The 15,524-nt window shown below is 71.5% G+C and carries 13 protein-coding genes; 6 read left to right on the top strand and 7 right to left on the bottom strand.

Features of this window, described 5'->3' with window-relative positions:
- Positions 1–41: 41 nt before the first annotated feature.
- A complete protein-coding gene (locus IC607_RS01085; protein ID WP_191785150.1) occupies positions 42–2,024 on the bottom strand; it encodes a bifunctional diguanylate cyclase/phosphodiesterase in 1,983 nt (660 codons plus the stop codon).
- A 204-nt stretch (positions 2,025–2,228) separates the two neighbouring features.
- On the opposite strand from IC607_RS01085, the gene msrB reads away from it, so the two are divergent.
- The 3 genes from msrB (at position 2,229) to IC607_RS01070 (ending at position 4,153) form a co-directional block, all read left to right on the top strand.
- Positions 2,229–2,633: a peptide-methionine (R)-S-oxide reductase MsrB gene (gene msrB, locus IC607_RS01080; RefSeq protein WP_191785149.1), complete on the top strand. Its 405-nt coding sequence runs from the start codon at positions 2,229–2,231 to the stop codon at positions 2,631–2,633.
- Positions 2,634–2,769: 136 nt separating this feature from the next.
- Complete coding sequence (locus IC607_RS01075) at positions 2,770–3,552, top strand: NERD domain-containing protein (RefSeq protein WP_191785148.1); 783 nt, start codon at positions 2,770–2,772, stop codon at positions 3,550–3,552.
- Positions 3,553–3,649: 97 nt separating this feature from the next.
- Entirely contained in the window at positions 3,650–4,153 is a 504-nt protein-coding gene (locus IC607_RS01070) for a MarR family winged helix-turn-helix transcriptional regulator (RefSeq protein WP_370525938.1), read from the top strand.
- Between the two features lie 63 nt (positions 4,154–4,216).
- Here IC607_RS01070 and IC607_RS01065 read toward each other — a convergent pair whose 3' ends face one another.
- The 3 genes from IC607_RS01065 to IC607_RS01055 all read right to left on the bottom strand — a co-directional run bounded on the left by IC607_RS01065 (position 4,217) and on the right by IC607_RS01055 (position 8,240).
- A complete protein-coding gene (locus tag IC607_RS01065) occupies positions 4,217–5,854 on the bottom strand; it encodes an MDR family MFS transporter (RefSeq protein ID WP_191785849.1) in 1,638 nt (545 codons plus the stop codon).
- Positions 5,855–6,020: 166 nt separating this feature from the next.
- A complete protein-coding gene (locus tag IC607_RS01060; RefSeq protein ID WP_191785146.1) occupies positions 6,021–6,563 on the bottom strand; it encodes a MarR family winged helix-turn-helix transcriptional regulator in 543 nt (180 codons plus the stop codon).
- 171 nt (positions 6,564–6,734) lie between these two features.
- Positions 6,735–8,240, bottom strand: a complete 1,506-nt coding sequence (locus IC607_RS01055; protein ID WP_191785145.1) for a sugar porter family MFS transporter — start codon at positions 8,238–8,240, stop codon at positions 6,735–6,737.
- Between the two features lie 253 nt (positions 8,241–8,493).
- Between IC607_RS01055 and IC607_RS01050 the strand changes: the two genes are divergently transcribed.
- From IC607_RS01050 to IC607_RS01040, 3 genes are all read left to right on the top strand, one after another.
- On the top strand, positions 8,494–9,129 hold the full coding sequence (locus tag IC607_RS01050; RefSeq protein WP_191785144.1) for a hypothetical protein: 636 nt from the start codon (positions 8,494–8,496) through the stop codon (positions 9,127–9,129).
- Between the two features lie 534 nt (positions 9,130–9,663).
- Positions 9,664–10,284 (top strand): DUF47 family protein, encoded by a 621-nt coding sequence (locus IC607_RS01045; RefSeq protein WP_191785143.1) that lies wholly within the window; start codon positions 9,664–9,666, stop codon positions 10,282–10,284.
- 5 nt (positions 10,285–10,289) lie between these two features.
- Positions 10,290–11,291: an inorganic phosphate transporter gene (locus IC607_RS01040; protein WP_191785142.1), complete on the top strand. Its 1,002-nt coding sequence runs from the start codon at positions 10,290–10,292 to the stop codon at positions 11,289–11,291.
- A 19-nt stretch (positions 11,292–11,310) separates the two neighbouring features.
- Here IC607_RS01040 and IC607_RS01035 read toward each other — a convergent pair whose 3' ends face one another.
- From IC607_RS01035 to mshD, 3 genes are read right to left on the bottom strand one after another with little or no spacing between them, the layout of a single operon-like run.
- On the bottom strand, positions 11,311–12,288 hold the full coding sequence (locus tag IC607_RS01035; protein WP_191785141.1) for an NUDIX hydrolase: 978 nt from the start codon (positions 12,286–12,288) through the stop codon (positions 11,311–11,313).
- The gene (locus IC607_RS01030; protein ID WP_191785140.1) at positions 12,285–14,534 is read right to left on the bottom strand and encodes an RNA degradosome polyphosphate kinase; all 2,250 of its coding nucleotides are present in this window, start codon (positions 14,532–14,534) and stop codon (positions 12,285–12,287) included. Before IC607_RS01030 ends, IC607_RS01035 begins: the two co-directional genes overlap by 4 nt.
- On the bottom strand, positions 14,531–15,484 hold the full coding sequence (mshD, locus tag IC607_RS01025) for a mycothiol synthase (protein ID WP_191785139.1): 954 nt from the start codon (positions 15,482–15,484) through the stop codon (positions 14,531–14,533). Before mshD ends, IC607_RS01030 begins: the two co-directional genes overlap by 4 nt.
- Between the last annotated feature and the right edge of the window lie 40 nt (positions 15,485–15,524).

Here is a 15,524-nt window from a genome sequence, read left to right as displayed (position 1 = left end):
ATCGGCACTCGAGCGCCAGACTTGAGGATTCTGCCGTACTTTCACCCCGCGATGTCGTCGTGAACGCGTGTCCCGGTCGGCCGGGGGAGCATGGCCAGCCCGACGAGCTCGTCGGCGGGGATGGCGGGGGAGTACAGGAAGCCCTGCGCCTGGTCGACGCTCAGGCGGCGCAGGACGGCCGCCGCGATCTCGTCCTCGACCCCTTCCGCGACGACGCTCAACCCGAAGGAGTGCGCCAGGTCGACCATCGCCTGCACGACCACGTGGGCACTCTCGCGGCCCCCGTCGCCCAGGTCCGCGACGAAGAGGCGGTCGATCTTCAGCTCGGCCACGGGCAGGTCCCGCAGCTGCGCGATCGAGGTGTTGCCGATGCCGAAGTCGTCGATCGCCACCCTGACGCCGAGCGCCGCGAGCCGCTCGAGCACGGGGACGACGCGGGACGGGTCGGCGACCAGCGCCGTCTCCGTGATCTCGACCTCGAGCAGCGCGGCGGGCACGTCGTGCTCCGCCAGCAGCTCCTCGATCACCTCGACCACGCGGGTGCTCGTCACGTCGTGCGCGGACAGGTTGACCGCGACGGGCGTCGACCGCCCCTCCGCCAGCCAGGTCGCGAGCTGCTTCACCGACTCCGTCAGCGCGTACCGGGTCAGCCGGTGGATGATGCCGGACTGCTCCGCCAGCGGGATGAAGACGCTGGGTGCGAGCAGACCCTGCGTGGGGTGGCGCCAGCGCATGAGCGCCTCGAGCCCCACGATCCGCCCCGTGTCCAGGTCGACCTTGGGCTGGTAGTGCATCTCGAGCGTGCGGGGCTCGTCGTCGGCGGGGTCCAGAGCGCGGTGGAGGTCCCCCAGCAGCACCAGCCGGGCGGGGGAGGAGTGGTCCTCGTCCGGCGAGTAGGTGGCGACGCCCGTGCGGTGGTGCTTGGCGCTGTACATCGCGACGTCGGCGGTGCGCATGAGCGAGGACGCGTCGGCAGCGTGGTCGGGGAGGCAGGCCACGCCGACCGACGTCTCGACGTGCAGCGACATCTCTCCGAGCTGGAAGGGTGGCACGAAGAGGTCTCGGACTCGTCGGGCCAGGCGCTCCGCGTCTGCGACCGAGCGCACGTCGGTCAGCAGGATGGCGAACTCGTCGCCACCCAGACGCGCCACGATGTCCTCGTCCCGTAACGCCTGGCGAAGGCGCGTCGCCACCTGCTCGAGCAGCTCGTCCCCGTGGTCGTGGCCGAGCGAGTCGTTGATGTCCTTGAACCTGTCGATGTCGAGCAGCACCATGCCGAGCCGCCCGCCCGTGCTCTGTGCCTCCGCGACCGTGTGCTGCATGCGCTCCGCCAGCAGCCGCCGGTTGGGCAGGCCCGTCAGGGAGTCGAGCAGCGCGAGGCGGGCGTTCTCGAGCGCCTTCGCCTGGAGGTTCTTCGACGTGGTCCACACGGTGCGGAAGAGCAGCAGCCAGAGGGCGACCAGGCCGCCGGCGACCACGAGCGCGACCTTGGCGACAGCGGAGGCGAGCGTCGCGGCCGACTCGGTGTGGTCGAGCATGACCTCGGCCGTCCCGACGACGGTGGCCTGTGTCGCGCCGGGGGGTGCGGCGCCCGACGGGTCGGTGTCCTCGACGGTCACCGGGACGTAGACGTCGAGCACCTGGGTCTGCTCGCCGGGCTGCTCCGCCTCCGTCGAGCTGCGGACGTCGACGATCACCTCGGCGTTCGCGTTGCCACGCTGCGCCGCCTGGTTGCGCGTGGTGTCCGGGAAGCCCGACGACTCCCCGGCCTTGCTGTAGAGCAGGCTCCCGGCGGCGCTCCACAGGCGCAGATCACGAAGGCGCTGTTCGCCGAACCCGGCGATCGCGTCGTCGACCGCTGCCTCCTGCTCGTCCGTCAGCTGCCCGGTGACGAACGCGTCGGCGGGCAGCGAGCGTGCGGCGTAGGACATCACGGACTCGGCGGACGCGATGCCGTCGTCGATGGCCTGCTGGCGCATGACGGTCGACGTCACCCACACGAGCGCGCAGCCGAGCGCGGCCATGGCCAGGATGCTGACGAACGCGAAATAGCGTGTCAGCGACCAGCGGCGGCGGGATCCGGAGCGCGGCACCGGCGGACCTCACGATCTCGGCGGGCGCGCCGGGGCGGCGCGCGTGAGGTGAGGGTACCTGCGGGAACGATGCGCCCGGGGGAGGTGTTGGGCTGGACGGGGGAACGGCCCCACGAGCACGACGAAGGAGACGACGTGACGTACGAGGTGACGAAGACCGAGCAGGAGTGGGCCCTGGAGCTGAACCCGCAGGAGTTCGCGGTGCTGCGGCAGGCCGGGACCGAGCGGGCGTGGACCGGCGAGCTGCTGGGGGAGAAGCGCGACGGCGTGTACCGGTGCCGGGCGTGCAGCGCGGAGCTGTTCCGCTCGGACGCGAAGTTCGACTCGCACTGCGGGTGGCCGAGCTTCTACACGCCGCTCGCGGGCGACGCGGTCGAGCTGCTGGAGGACCGCACGCACGGCATGGTGCGTACCGAGGTGCGGTGCGCCCGGTGCGGCTCGCACCTGGGGCACGTGTTCGACGACGCCCCGCAGACCCCCACCGGCGACCGGTTCTGCATGAACTCGGTGAGCCTGACGTTCGAGCCCGCAGACGCCTGACCTACGCCTCGATCCTGCGCTGACCGGTCTCCGGTCGGCGCGGGACACGTCCGGGTGTCGGCCATTCGGTCGACACCCGGTGCGCACCTGGTGGACACCGCTGTAGTTCGGGTGCGGCGCTGCCGATAATGCTCACGTGGAACAGCTCCTGACGGTCCGACGGTGGAGGCGCTACGGCGCCGACCGCTTGTTCGTGACCCAGGAGACGGGCGCCCCGGTGGGCTCGGTGGACCTGCAGTCGGGCGAGGTCGTCGTCGATGACCCGGTGCTCGAGGACCGCCTCCGCAAGGCCGCCCAGGCGTACCTGCGTTCCGACGTCGCCGAGCTGGTGATGCCGGTGACGGCGCCTTCGCCCACCCTGGCACCTGCCGACCAGGCCGCGCTCGAGGCGTGGCTGGGCAACGAGGACCGGGATGCGCCGGAGGTGCGACAGGCGCGCGCGGAGCGGGGCTCGCCGCTGCGGGCCAGGCTCGAGCGGCTGCACGTCGAGGGCTGGCAGGTGGTGCACGACGTGCCGCTGGGTCGGCAGGGCTCGCACGTCGCCCACCTGCTGGTGGGTCCGGGCGGGATCTTCACCGTCGCGGAGCACCGGCTGCCCGGGCAGCACGTCCGGCTCGAGGGCCGCGTCATCGAGGTCGACGGGCAGGCCCGGCCCTACGTGCGCAACGCACGACTGGAGGCGGAGCGTGTGCACGCGCTGCTGGTCGCCGCGGGTTGCGCGTCGATCACGGTGCGCAGCGTCGTCGTCGTCCAGGGCGAGCTCGAGGTCGCCGGGCGGCAGGACCCGCTCGGGCCCGTCCTGGTGGTCCCGCGGCACGTGGTCCCGGCCGTCTTCCGTGCGATGCCGGCGGCGCTCGACCCGACGCGGGTCGCGGCCCTCGCGCACGTCGCGCGCCAGCGCGTGACCTGGAGCCGCTGAGCCCGACCGGGGTAATTCGGGCTCGTCTGGGTGCTGTCACCTAGACGAGGCCGTTCGATGCTCGGAGCACGCGTCGCGATCCGCCAAGATGGGCGGCGTGGTGGATGACAACTTCGGCGAGCTGGAGCGCGAGCTCGGCCTGTTCCTGCGGCGCGCGCACGCCTCGTCGTCGCGTCTGGCACGTGAGGTGCACCCGGACCTGGAGCCGGCCGCCTACGAGCTGATGGCTCTGGTCGCGTCGACGCCGGACATGCGCGGCAGCGACCTCGCGGCCTACATCGGCGTCGGGCGCGGCACCATGTCGCGTCAGCTGACCCGGCTCACCGGCCTCGGGCTGCTCGCTCGTCGGCCCGACCCCGACGACTTCCGGGGCCAGCTGCTCAGCCTCACCGACGCGGGCGTGGCCCAGCTCCAGGCGGCCCAGGCGTCCCGGCGTGCGTACCTGCACGGCGCGCTCGACGACTGGACGCCCGAGGAGATCGACGAGCTGACGCGCCAGCTCGGGCGGCTCAACCGCGCGATGTCCGCCGTCGGACAGCTGGGTCTCCGCGCGGTGGCCGACGACGGCCACGAGAGCGCCGCGCTGCCCGACGCGGGCTGACCCGCCCGACGAACGGCGACGCCCGGCTCCCCACGTGGGGGAGCCGGGCGTCGGTGCGTGCGGTCAGACGCGCGCGTCCTGGCGCGCGTCGTCGGCTGCCTCGTCGACGGGACGGCCGTCCTGCGAGACGACCACGGGCTCGCCGACCAGCGGCTGACCGGGGACCTGCTCGTCGACGGGCTGACCGTCGACCTCGAGGCGCTGCTGGATGCCCGAGCGGTTACCCAGCGGGACCTCCTTGAGCAGCAGGACCGCGACCAACGAGATCAGCGCGATGGGCGTCGCGATGAGGAACAGGTCCGCGATCGAGTCGCCGAACGCCTGCTCGACGACGGTGCGCACAGGTGCGGGCAGCGTCCTCAGGTCGGGCAGGCTGCCGTCCCCCGCCATCGCGCTCGGGTCGATGCCGATGCGGGCCAGGCCCTTGGCCATCAGGTCGGTGACGTGCGTGGACAGCACGGCCCCCAGCGCGGAGACGCCGATTGCGCCGCCGAGCGTGCGGAAGAAGGCCACGGACGCGGTGCCCGAGCCGATCTCGCGGACGTCGAGCGTGTTCTGCACCGCGAGGACGAGGTTCTGCATGAGCATGCCGACACCGGCGCCCAGGATCAGCATGTAGAGCGCGACGAGCACGAAGTTCGTGTCGTAGTGGATGGTGCCCATGAGGCCGAGGCCTGCGGTCAGCAGGACCGCTCCGGCGACCATGAACTTCTTGTAGCGGCCGGTGCGGGCGATGATCCGGCCGACGATCATCGACGAGCCCATGAGGCCGACGACCATCGGGATGGTCAGCAGGCCGGACTGCGTGGGCGTCTTGCCGCGGGCGAGCTGCATGTACTGGCCGATGAAGACCGACGTGCCGAACATGGCGATGCCCACCGCGACGCTCCCGATGACCGCGAGCACCAGCGTGCGGTTGCGGAACAGGTGCAGCGGGATGATCGGGTCGCTGGCCTTGGCCTCCGCGAGGACGGCGAGCGCGAGGACGACCAGCGAGCCGCCGACCATCGCGACCGTCTGCCAGGACATCCAGTCGAACTTGTCACCGGCGAACGTGACCCACAGCAGCAGGCCCGCGATCCCGACGGAGATGAGCGTGGCGCCCAGGTAGTCGATCTTGACGTCGCGCTTGGCGGCCCTGGGCAGGTGCAGCGTGCGCTGCAGGACGACGATCGCGGCGACCGCGAAGGGCAGGCCGACGAAGAAGTTCCAGCGCCACCCCAGCGCGGAGTCGGTCAGCACGCCGCCCAGCAGCGGGCCGCCGACCATGGCGACACCCATGACCGCGCCCATGTAACCCATGTAGCGGCCGCGCTCGCGCGGGCTGATGATGTCGGCGATCAGGACGGTGCCGAGCGCGGTCAGACCGCCGGCGCCGATGCCCTGGAAGGCGCGCATCGTGATGAGCATCTCGGTGTTGTGCGAGAAGCCGGCCAGCGCGGCGGAGATCACCGAGATGGTCAGCGCGAGCTGGATGAGCAGCTTGCGGTTGACCAGGTCGGCGAGCTTGCCCCAGATGGGGGTCGAGATGGTCGTCGTCAGCAGGGTGGCCGTGACCACCCAGGTGAACGCCGACTGCTTGCCGTGCAGGTCGGTGATGATGCGCGGCAGGGACGACGAGACGACGCTCGTCGCGAGGATCGAGACGAACATCCCGAGGAGGATGCCGGACAGCGCCTCGAGCACCTGGCGGTGCGACATGGCGCCGTCGGGTGCGGCGCCGGCCTCGACGTCGTGGGGCGTGGTGGTGCTGGTCAACGTGGTTCTCTTCCTGCTGGTTCGGCTGGTGTGTGCGGCCCGGCGTCGTCGGCAGGTCGGAGTGCGTGGTGCGGTTCGGTGGGTGGTGCGGTTCGGTGGCTGGCTCAGGTCAGTCGGTGCGGTCCCGGCCGACGGAGCGGTGCGGGCGGCTCGACGCGTCGTCGAGCGACCGGACCAGGCGGTCCAGGACGTCGTCCGCGGCGGCCATCGCGTCGGGCTCCCAGCGGGCGAAGACGTCGCGCATGAACCCGTCGGCCTTCGCGTCGATCGCCCGCGCCCGTGCGCGGCCGGCGTCGGACAGGGCGATCGTGCGGACGCGCCGGTCGTCGGCGTCGACCTGGCGGACCACGTAGCCCTCGTCGACCATGCAGCTCACCTGGCGGCTGGCCACCGAGATGTCCACCCGCAGGACCTGGGCGATGTCCCCGACGGGGAGCGGGCCGCGGCGATCGAGCGCGTGGAAAATGGCGAGCGTCGCGCGCGAGCAGTCGGCCCTGCGTGCCAGATCGGCGCTGGCCTCACGCATCGCCCGCGTGAACGCCTCCAGGGAGCGCATGAGCGACTGGTGCTGCGACGAAGCGGCGTCCGCGCGGCCGGCGTCCGGCGGCGCGGCGTCGGGCGCCGGTCGCGGTTCGGCGAGCGAGGTGGGCACGGGATCTCCTTGGTTGCGTGCTGCAAGCATACGCCTAGATGTTTGCACCAGGCAATCGATTCGATGTGTCCTCAGCCACCCTGTGGGAACGACGACGCCCGCGCACACCTCGGCCCATGGGTCGAGGTGTGCGCGGGCGCCGCGGCTGAAGGTCGGTCGCGCAAGGTGACGTCAGGCGGTGGAGCCGCGTTGGCGGCGGACCACCTTGACGTCCTCCATGTCCTCGAGCTGGATGCCCTTGGTCTCGGGCACCTTCCACAGCACGAAGACGAAGGACAGCGCCGCGAAGATGGCGTACATCAGGTACGGGCCGGTGGCGCCGAACGCATCGAGCATCGGGGGGAAGGTCATGGTGATGGCGAAGTTGGCCAGCCACTGCGCGGCGGCGGCGACACCGAGCGCCGCAGCGCGGATCCGGGGCGGGAACATCTCGCCCAGCAGGACCCACACCAGCGGCCCCCAGGTGGCTCCGAAGAACACTACGAACAGGTTCGCGGCGATGAGGGCACTGGTGCCCCAGGCACCCGGAAGCGTGACGTCGTCCCCGGAACCGGTGGACTGGGTGAAGGCCAGCGCCATGAAGCCGAGGCACACCGCCATGCCCACGGACCCGATGAGCAGCAGCGGTCGACGACCGATCTTGTCGATGAGCGCGATCGCGATGAACGTGACGACGACGTTGGTGACCGACGTGATGGTCGAGTAGGTGAACGAGTCGCTCGCGTCGAACCCCACCGCCTGCCACAAGGTGTTGGAGTAGTAGAAGATCACGTTGATGCCGACGAACTGCTGGAAGACGGACAGCAGGATGCCGACCCAGACGATCCCTTGGAGGCCGAGCACCGGCCCCTTGAGGCTCGACTGCTCGGCCAGGCTCTTGTCGGTCTCGATCTTCCGCTCGATCTCGGCGACGCGCTCCTCGGGGTCCTCGTCCGGACCGAGCACGCCGGCGAGGATCGTCTTGGCCTGCTCACGGTCGCCCCGGGCGATGAGGTAGCGCGGCGACTCGGGTATGCGGAGCGCGAGATACCCGTAGACGGCGGCCGGCACGATCGCGACCAGGAACATCCAGCGCCAGGCCTCCAACCCCAACCACAGCTCGGCGGCCGCGGGGTTGTCGTCGACCCCGGTGGCTACTGCGAGAAGCTGGTCGGACAGCAGCGCCGCGAAGATGCCGAGGACGATGGCGAGCTGTTGCAGGGACCCGAGCCGCCCACGGACGGCCGCTGGGGCGATCTCGGCGATGTAGGCGGGGGCGATCACCGAGGCGATGCCGATGCCGATGCCGGCCATGAAGCGCCACAGCACGAGGTCCCACACGCCGAACGCGATGGCGGACAGGATCGAGGAGATGAAGAAGAGGACGGCACCGAGGAACATCACCTTGGTGCGGCCCCACCGGTCAGCCAGCCGCCCGCCCAACCATGCCCCGAGGGCGCAGCCGAGCAGTGCGACCGCCACCACGAAGGCCTTGATGAACGTGCCGGCGGACATGTCGAGGATCTTGAAGTCGTGGGTGAAGCCCTCGACGGCACCGTTGATCACGGAGCTGTCGAAGCCGAACAGGAAGCCACCGACGGCGGCGGCCACCGCGAGTGCGATAGCGCGGTTGTGATGAGGGCTTCGACCGGTGGACGACACTGCCCCTCCCGTCTGGGACTCCGGCGTCTGCGACATCGGCGGCACTCCTCGCGCTCGCGCCCTCAGGCGCCTCCTGAGGGTTCCAACCCCACTCTGGCCCCCGACCTGCGCCATTGCACGCCGAGGGCCGAATCGGACACTACCGAAGTTGACGCATCTGCGGCAGGTGTGACCGACAATGGCACCCCACGCCCGGCCGACGGCGTCGAGATCGACTCTCGCCGCGGTGCGGCCGCCCGGATCGCGGCGGGGGTCGAGCTCGATGAGCGATCGGTGAGCGGGAGGTGCGATGAGCTCTGAACCACGACGACCACGCAGGCCGGCGAGCCTGGACGCGGTCGCGGCCGAGGCCCTGCCCGGAGGCATCGACCCCGCGACCCGGTCGCAGGTGGCCCACACCACGGCGGCGGCGATCGTGCACCAGGGGCGGGCCAACGCCGACCCCGACGTCGTCGCGCGGCTCGTCGCCCTCGTCGAGACCGAAGGCCTCGACGTCGTCGCCGCCCTCTGGTCCGACGCGCCCGCGGAGACCCTCCCCGGCGCGCTGTGGCGGCTGTACGTGCTGCGCGAGTGGGTGCGCCGGGACCCCGGCACCGTGTCCGACCGGTACAAGCTCGGTGCGGGGGTGGCGCCCGTGCACGAGGTCGTCGCCGGCGTGGCCGACGCACCCGGTCCCGCAGACGTGCGCGCCGTCGCCGACGCCGTGCTCTCCGGCGTCTACACCGGCGACCTGGCCGTCGCTCTCGAGCGCGCCGCCTCGTTCCGCCGCGTCCTGGCCGCGGGTGCCGCCTTCGACGCCGACCACCTCGACGACGTCGACCCCGGTGGCGCGGCACGCATGACACGTGGAGCCGCCTCGCTCGTGCGCACCGCCGAGGAGCTCGAGCACGCCGCCACGCTGTGGCGGGCCGGCAAGCTCGACTGAGCCAGGCTCGGCTCCTGCCAACCGGCGTAGCATGGTCCTCGACGCCGGGTCGCGGTAGCCCCGGGCTCCATCTCAAGCCGCTTCGAGCGGCCTCGCGCCGAGAGGCGCTCCCGGCCCGGCGTCGCTCCTACGTCGCGACGCCCGATGCGCGGACTGCGTCCGCGCGGGCCAGGACCCACCGGCCCGGCGTCGCTCCTACGTCGCGACGCCCGATGCGCGGACTGCGTCCGCGCGGGCCAGGACCCACCGGCCCGGCGTCGCTCCTACGTCGTGACGCCCGATGCGCGGACTGCGTCCGCGCGTGCCAGGACCCACCGGCCCGGCGTCGCTCCTTCGTCGCCTTCCTGCGGCCTCGACGAGTGAGGCGCGCCATGGCGCGCAGCAGTCGACACGCGGCACGGCGGGGCAATCCGGACGGGCCTCGGACGGCGTGGCGTCACGTGGCGGTCACCTGCTCGTCGTCGGGCGTTAGGCAAACACGGGCCCGTGTCCTAGCCTGATCCCGACCGTCCCACCCCCTCCCCGGAGCTTCCCGTGCGCCTGCGCCTGACACCGCGCGACACCACGTTCTTCGACCTCTTCGCCGCTTCGGCACAGCACCTGGTCACCGGAGCCAACCTCCTGGGACAGATGCTGGGTGCCGACCGCGCGACCCGCAAGGAGATCGGCAAGCTCATCTCCGACGCGGAGCACGAGGCCGACAACGCGACCCACTCGATCATGCGTCGGCTGAACCAGACGTTCGTCACGCCGTTCGACCGCGACGACATCTACAACCTCGCCTCGAGCCTCGACGACTGCATGGACTACATGGACGAGGCCGCCGACCTCATCGTCCTGTACAAGGTCGACGAGCTGCCGGCGCGCGTCTCCGACCAGGTGCAGGTCCTGCAGCGCGCGGCCGAGCTGACGGCCGAGGCGATGCCGCGGCTGCGCTCGATGGACTCGCTGTCCGAGTACTGGGTCGAGGTCAACCGCCTCGAGAACCAGGCCGACAAGTCCCACCGCAAGCTGCTCGCCCAGATGTTCGACGAGATCTCCGACCCGATCCTGCTGATGAAGCTCAAGGAGATCGTCGAGAAGCTCGAGGACGCGGCCGACGCCTTCGAGAAGGTGGCGAACACGGTCGAGACCATCGCGCTCAAGGAGTCCTGAGCCGGGTGGAGGCAGCACTCGTCGTCGTCGTCATCGCGCTCGCGCTCGGCTTCGACTACACCAATGGTTTTCACGACGCGGCCAACGCCATCGCGACATCGGTCTCGACACGGGCCCTGACGCCGCGCGTGGCGCTCACCATGGCCGCGATCATGAACTTCGTCGGCGCCCTGCTGGGCACGGCCGTCGCGGAGACCATCGCGACGTCCATCGTCGACCTCAAGGACGCCTCCGGTCACCAGGCGCTCGTGGTGATCGTCGCCGCTCTCGTGGGTGCGATCGGCTGGAACCTCATCACGTGGTGGTTCGGCCTGCCGTCGTCGTCGACCCACGCGCTGATCGGCGGCCTCGTGGGTGCCGGCCTTGCGGCGAGCCTAGGCGTGTACTGGAGCTCGGTGTACGACAAGGTCGTGCTCCCGATGGTGATCTCGCCGTTGGTCGGGTTCGGCCTCGCGTTCGCGATCATGGTTGGCGTCCTGTGGCTGCTGCGGAACAAGGCGCCGGCCAAGACGATGCGCCGGTTCCGGCTCGCGCAGACCGTGTCCGCCTCCGCGATGGCCCTCGGTCACGGCCTGCAGGACGCGCAGAAGACGATGGGTGTCATCTACCTGGCACTGCTGACGGTCGGCTGGGCCGACAAGCACGCCGGCATCCCGCTGTGGGTCAAGGTCTGCGCGGCCGCCGCGATCTCGGCGGGGACGTACTCGGGCGGCTGGCGCATCATGCGCACGCTGGGCCGCAAGATCATCGAGGTGGACCCGGCACGCGGCTTCGTCGCCGAGTCCGTGTCGGCGACGGTCCTGTACTTCAACGCGTACGTCCTGCAGGCTCCGGTCTCCACCACGCACACGGTGACATCGGCGATCATGGGCGTCGGCGCCACCAAGCGCGCGTCGGCCGTGCGGTGGGGCGTGGCCAAGAACATCGCCGTGGCATGGGTCCTGACGATCCCGGCGGCGGCTGTCGTCGCGGCGCTGGTCTACCTGGTCCTGAACATCTTCCTGTAGGACGTCGCCCGGGCGTCTGTCAGCCGACGACCGGCTCGTGCCGCTCGACGGCGACCACGCGCGGGCCCTTGGCGGTCTGGGCGACGTGCGCGACGAGCGCCTCGCCGGGCTCCAGGAACGGGTCGCCCGTCGGCAGTTCGTCGGCGACGGCGCGCCGCGTGTGCTGCGCCAGCACGTCGACGACCGTCGGCAGCACGGGCCGGTGCGTGCACAGCACGCTGTCGCCGGGCCACTCCAGCAGGTCGACGACCTGCCGGGCCACCCGAGCGGGGGACGACGAGTGCTCGTGCTCGGTCAGCAGCGACGACACCTCGCCCGGCACCTGAGCGGCGGCGGCGTACGGCTGGACCGTCGCGGCGCACCGCGCCCACGCGCTCGTCACGACGCGCGTGACGCCGAAGGCGGACAGGATCGGCACCAGGGCCTTCGCCTGGTCGGCGCCCTCGCGGGTCAGTGGCCGGTCCAGCTCGCCGCCCTTCCACGCGTGACGCTTGACGGCCGTCCCGTGCCGCGCGACCACGAGGGCCCGGGTGTCCAGCCGTCCCTTGGCGTGCGCGTCGACGAGCGCGACGAGCGGCGCGTTGTCCTCGGGCCGCGTGAGCCGCGCCCCGGCGGCGTCGACGTCGAACCAGCGCACGTCGTCGATCTCGTGCGTCGACGCCCGGGGGACGGGCGGACGGGCGCGCAGCGCGGCGGCGTCCACCCGGCCCGCCACCTGTGCGGCCCAGTAGTGCACGCGTTTGGTGCGTCCGTCGGAGATCCGGTACTCGAGGCCGGGCAGCGGGATGCCGAGCACGACGTCCTGCTGGGTCTCCTCGGCGACCTCGCGCCACGCGGCCTGCACGATCGACTCGCCGGGGTCCAGCTTGCCCTTGGGCCACGACCAGTCGCGGTAGCGCGGTCGGTGGACGAGCGCGACCTGCAGGCGGCCCGTGCGGACGCGCCAGACGAGCGCCCCGGCGGCCTCGACGACCGTCCGTGTCCCCGGAGAGCTCACCTGACCGATCCCGGGCGCCGGCGCTGGCGCTGGATCAGCACGGACTGCAGGTCGACGAGCGGCGCGCCGTCGGCGTCCTTGGCGTGCCGGGTCCACGTGTCGTCCGGCTCGAGGTGCCACGACGAGGTCGCGTCGTCCATGGACTCGTCGATCAGGTCGACGAGCTCGGTGACCTGATCGGGGTCAGCGATCCGCACGAGCGCCTCCACCCGGCGATCCAGGTTGCGGTGCATGAGGTCCGCGCTCCCGATGAGCACGTCAGGCCCCTCGAAGGTGTCCTCGTCGCCCGGGACGCTGTGCGCGAAGGCGAAGATGCGCGAGTGCTCGAGGAAGCGTCCCAGGATGGAGCGGACGCGGATGTTCTCGCTGAGGCCGGGCACGCCGGGGCGCAGCGAGCAGATGCCGCGCACGACGATGTCGACCGGGACACCCGCCTGCGAGGCGCGGTAGAGAGCGTCGATCGTGGCCTCGTCGACCATCGAGTTGACCTTGATCTTGATCCACGCGGGCTCACCGGCGACGGCCGCGCGGGCCTCGCGCTCGATCCGTTCGATCAGGCCCGTGCGCACGCTGCGCGGCGCGACGAGCAGGCGGTGGAACCGGCTCTTGGGCGCGTACCCGGAGAGCTGGTTGAACAGCCGGGTCAGGTCCTGGCCCACCTCGACGTCGGCCGTGAGCAGCCCGAGGTCGGTGTACAGGCGTGCCGTCTTGGGGTGGTAGTTGCCGGTCCCGACGTGGCTGTAGCGGCGCAGCCCGTCGGACTCCTGGCGCACCACCATGCTGAGCTTGCAGTGCGTCTTGAGGCCGACGATGCCGTAGACGACGTGCACGCCGGCCTGCTCCAGCTTGCGGGCCCAGGAGATGTTGTTCTGCTCGTCGAACCGCGCCTTGATCTCGACGAGGGCCAGCACCTGCTTGCCCGCCTGGGCGGCGTCGATGAGGGCGTCGACGATGGGGGAGTCGCCCGACGTGCGGTAGAGCGTCTGCTTGATGGCCAGCACCTGCGGGTCGGCGGCGGCCTGCTCCAGGAACGTCTGCACGCTCGTGGAGAACGAGTCGTACGGATGGTGGAGCAGGATGTCGCGCTCGCGGATCTTGGCGAACATGTCCGACGGCGTCGCGCTCTCCACCTCGGCGAGCTGGCGGTGCGTCGTCGGGACGAAACGGGGGTACTGCAGCTCGGCGCGATCCAGGTCGGCGATGACGGTCAGGCCGGTCTGGTCGAGCGGCGCGGGCAGCTCGTAGACCTCCTCGTCGGCCATCCCCAGCTCGCGGATGAGGAGCTTGCGGATGCGCGGGCTGATGCCCTCGGCGATCTCGAGACGGACGGGCGGGCCGAACCTGCGGCGCAGCAGCTCCTTCTCCATCGCTTTGAGGAGGTTCTCGGCGTCGTCCTCCTCGACCTCCACGTCCTCGTTGCGCGTGACGCGGAACGTGTGGTGCTCGTGCACCTCCATGCCGGGGAACAGGTGCTCCAGGTGCTCGGAGATGACGTCCTCGACGGGTACGAAGCTGGTGGGGCCCTTCTCCACGCTGGCCGTCTGCTCGTCGGGCGCGCTGGGCCGACCGCTCGCGTCCACCGCGATGAACCGCGGCAGCAGGGGCGGGACCTTGACGCGCGCGAAGTGCTCCTTGCCTGTGGCGGGGTTCACGACGACGACCGCGAGGTTGAGCGACAGGCCGGAGATGTACGGGAACGGGTGCGCGGGGTCCACGGCCAGCGGCGTCAGCACCGGGAAGATCTGTCGGCGGAAGAACTTGCGCAGGCGGTCCTGCTCGCTCTCGCCCAGGTCCTGCCAGCGCACGAGCGTGATGCCCTCACCGGCCAGCGCCGGCTTCACCTGCTCGGCGAACACGCGCGCGTGCCGGTTCATCAGGGCGTGCGCGTGCTCGCTGATCGAGTCCAGCACCTGGCGGGGCGCCAGGCCGGATGCGGCCGTGACCGCGATCCCGGTGGCGATGCGGCGCTTGAGGCCGGCGACGCGCACCATGAAGAACTCGTCGAGGTTGGACGCGAAGATCGCGAGGAACCGCACCCGCTCCAGCAGCGGCAGATCCGGGTCCTCCGCAAGCTCGAGCACGCGCTGGTTGAACGCCAGCCACGACAGCTCGCGATCGCCGAACCGGTCCTCGGGCAGGGGCGCCTGCGCGTCGTCGGGCGCGCCGCCGTCTGCGGCGAGAGGGGCTTCGAGGTGCTCGGCGATATGGGCGGCGAGCTCGCTGTCCAGGATCGAGGCGTCGGTCATGACGCCATCGTGGCACCGATGGGTGAACGCCGGGTATCCGAACCGAACATCACGTCGCTCGAGGCATGGGCGAACCCCGCGCGGCGGTACGTCCGGATCGCGACCTCGTTCTCCGCGCCCGTGTAGAGGATGACCGTGCGCAGGCCGCGCGCGGCCAGGTGGTCGAGCCCCGCGGCCGTCAGCGCGCGGCCCAGTCCCAGACCCTGGGCGTCCGGGTCGACGCCCACGACGTAGATCTCGCCGACGGGCGCCGGCCCGTGCTCGCCAGCAGCGTGCACCTTGGTCCACACCGACCCCAGCAGCTGACCGTCGCGCTCGACGAGCAGGAAGCCGTCGGGGTCGAACCAGTCCTCGGACTCGCGGGCCCGCAGGTCGGCCTTCGTCATCCGGCCCTGCTCGGGGTGGTAGGCGAACGCGCGCGAGTTGACGCGGCGCCACGCCTCCTCGTCCTGGCCGGGCACGAACGTGCGCATCGTGACGCCCGCGGGAAGGGGAACGTCGCGCGGGGTGTCGTCCTGCTCCAGCCGCATCTGCCACAGCTCACGGACCGCGGGCATCCCGGCGGCGTCCGCGAACGCGCGCGCGGCCGGCAGGTCGCCGTGCGACCACACGTGCAGGACGCGGTCCGGGACGGCGTGAGCGAGCGAGCGCGCCGCGTCGAGCAGCGCGGTCCCCGCGCCGTGCCGGCGGTGCGCGGGGTCGACGACGAGCTCGCCGCGGGCCGTCGCCGTCAGCGAGAGGTCGAGCTGGGCGTAGCCGACGAGCGCGTCCTCGCGTCGTGCCAGCACGTGCGACACCCGCGCCTCGTCGTCCTGCAGCCACAGCAGCGGCTGCTCCGACAGCGGCGCGGTGCCGTCCTCCTGGGCGGCACGGCCGGCCAGGAGGCGGACGTCGTCGGCGGTGGCGCCGTCGAGCGGTCCGCTCACGACCTCGATCTGTACGTCGGACATCCGTCCATCTCACCACGACCTGGACGGTTCCCGTGGGTGA

It is taken from the genome of Cellulomonas sp. JH27-2, assembly GCF_014837175.1.
Classification (GTDB): Bacteria; Actinomycetota; Actinomycetes; order Actinomycetales; family Cellulomonadaceae; genus Cellulomonas.
The sequence above is the reverse complement of the archived record's forward strand: the minus strand, read 5'-3'. Positions and strand labels throughout refer to the sequence as shown.

Excerpts from the sequence above, each read along its gene's own strand:
- IC607_RS01085 (WP_191785150.1), bottom strand. The coding sequence starts at position 2,024 with ATGGCCGCGCTCGGCTGCGCGCTCGTGTGGGTGACGTCGACCGTCATG.
- IC607_RS01065 (WP_191785849.1), bottom strand. The coding sequence starts at position 5,854 with ATGTCGCACCGCCAGGTGCTCGAGGCGCTGTCCGGCATCCTCCTCGGG.
- IC607_RS01055 (WP_191785145.1), bottom strand. The coding sequence starts at position 8,240 with ATGTCGCAGACGCCGGAGTCCCAGACGGGAGGGGCAGTGTCGTCCACC.
- IC607_RS01050 (WP_191785144.1), top strand. The coding sequence starts at position 8,494 with ATGAGCTCTGAACCACGACGACCACGCAGGCCGGCGAGCCTGGACGCG.
- IC607_RS01030 (WP_191785140.1), bottom strand. The coding sequence starts at position 14,534 with ATGACCGACGCCTCGATCCTGGACAGCGAGCTCGCCGCCCATATCGCC.
- mshD (WP_191785139.1), bottom strand. The coding sequence starts at position 15,484 with ATGTCCGACGTACAGATCGAGGTCGTGAGCGGACCGCTCGACGGCGCC.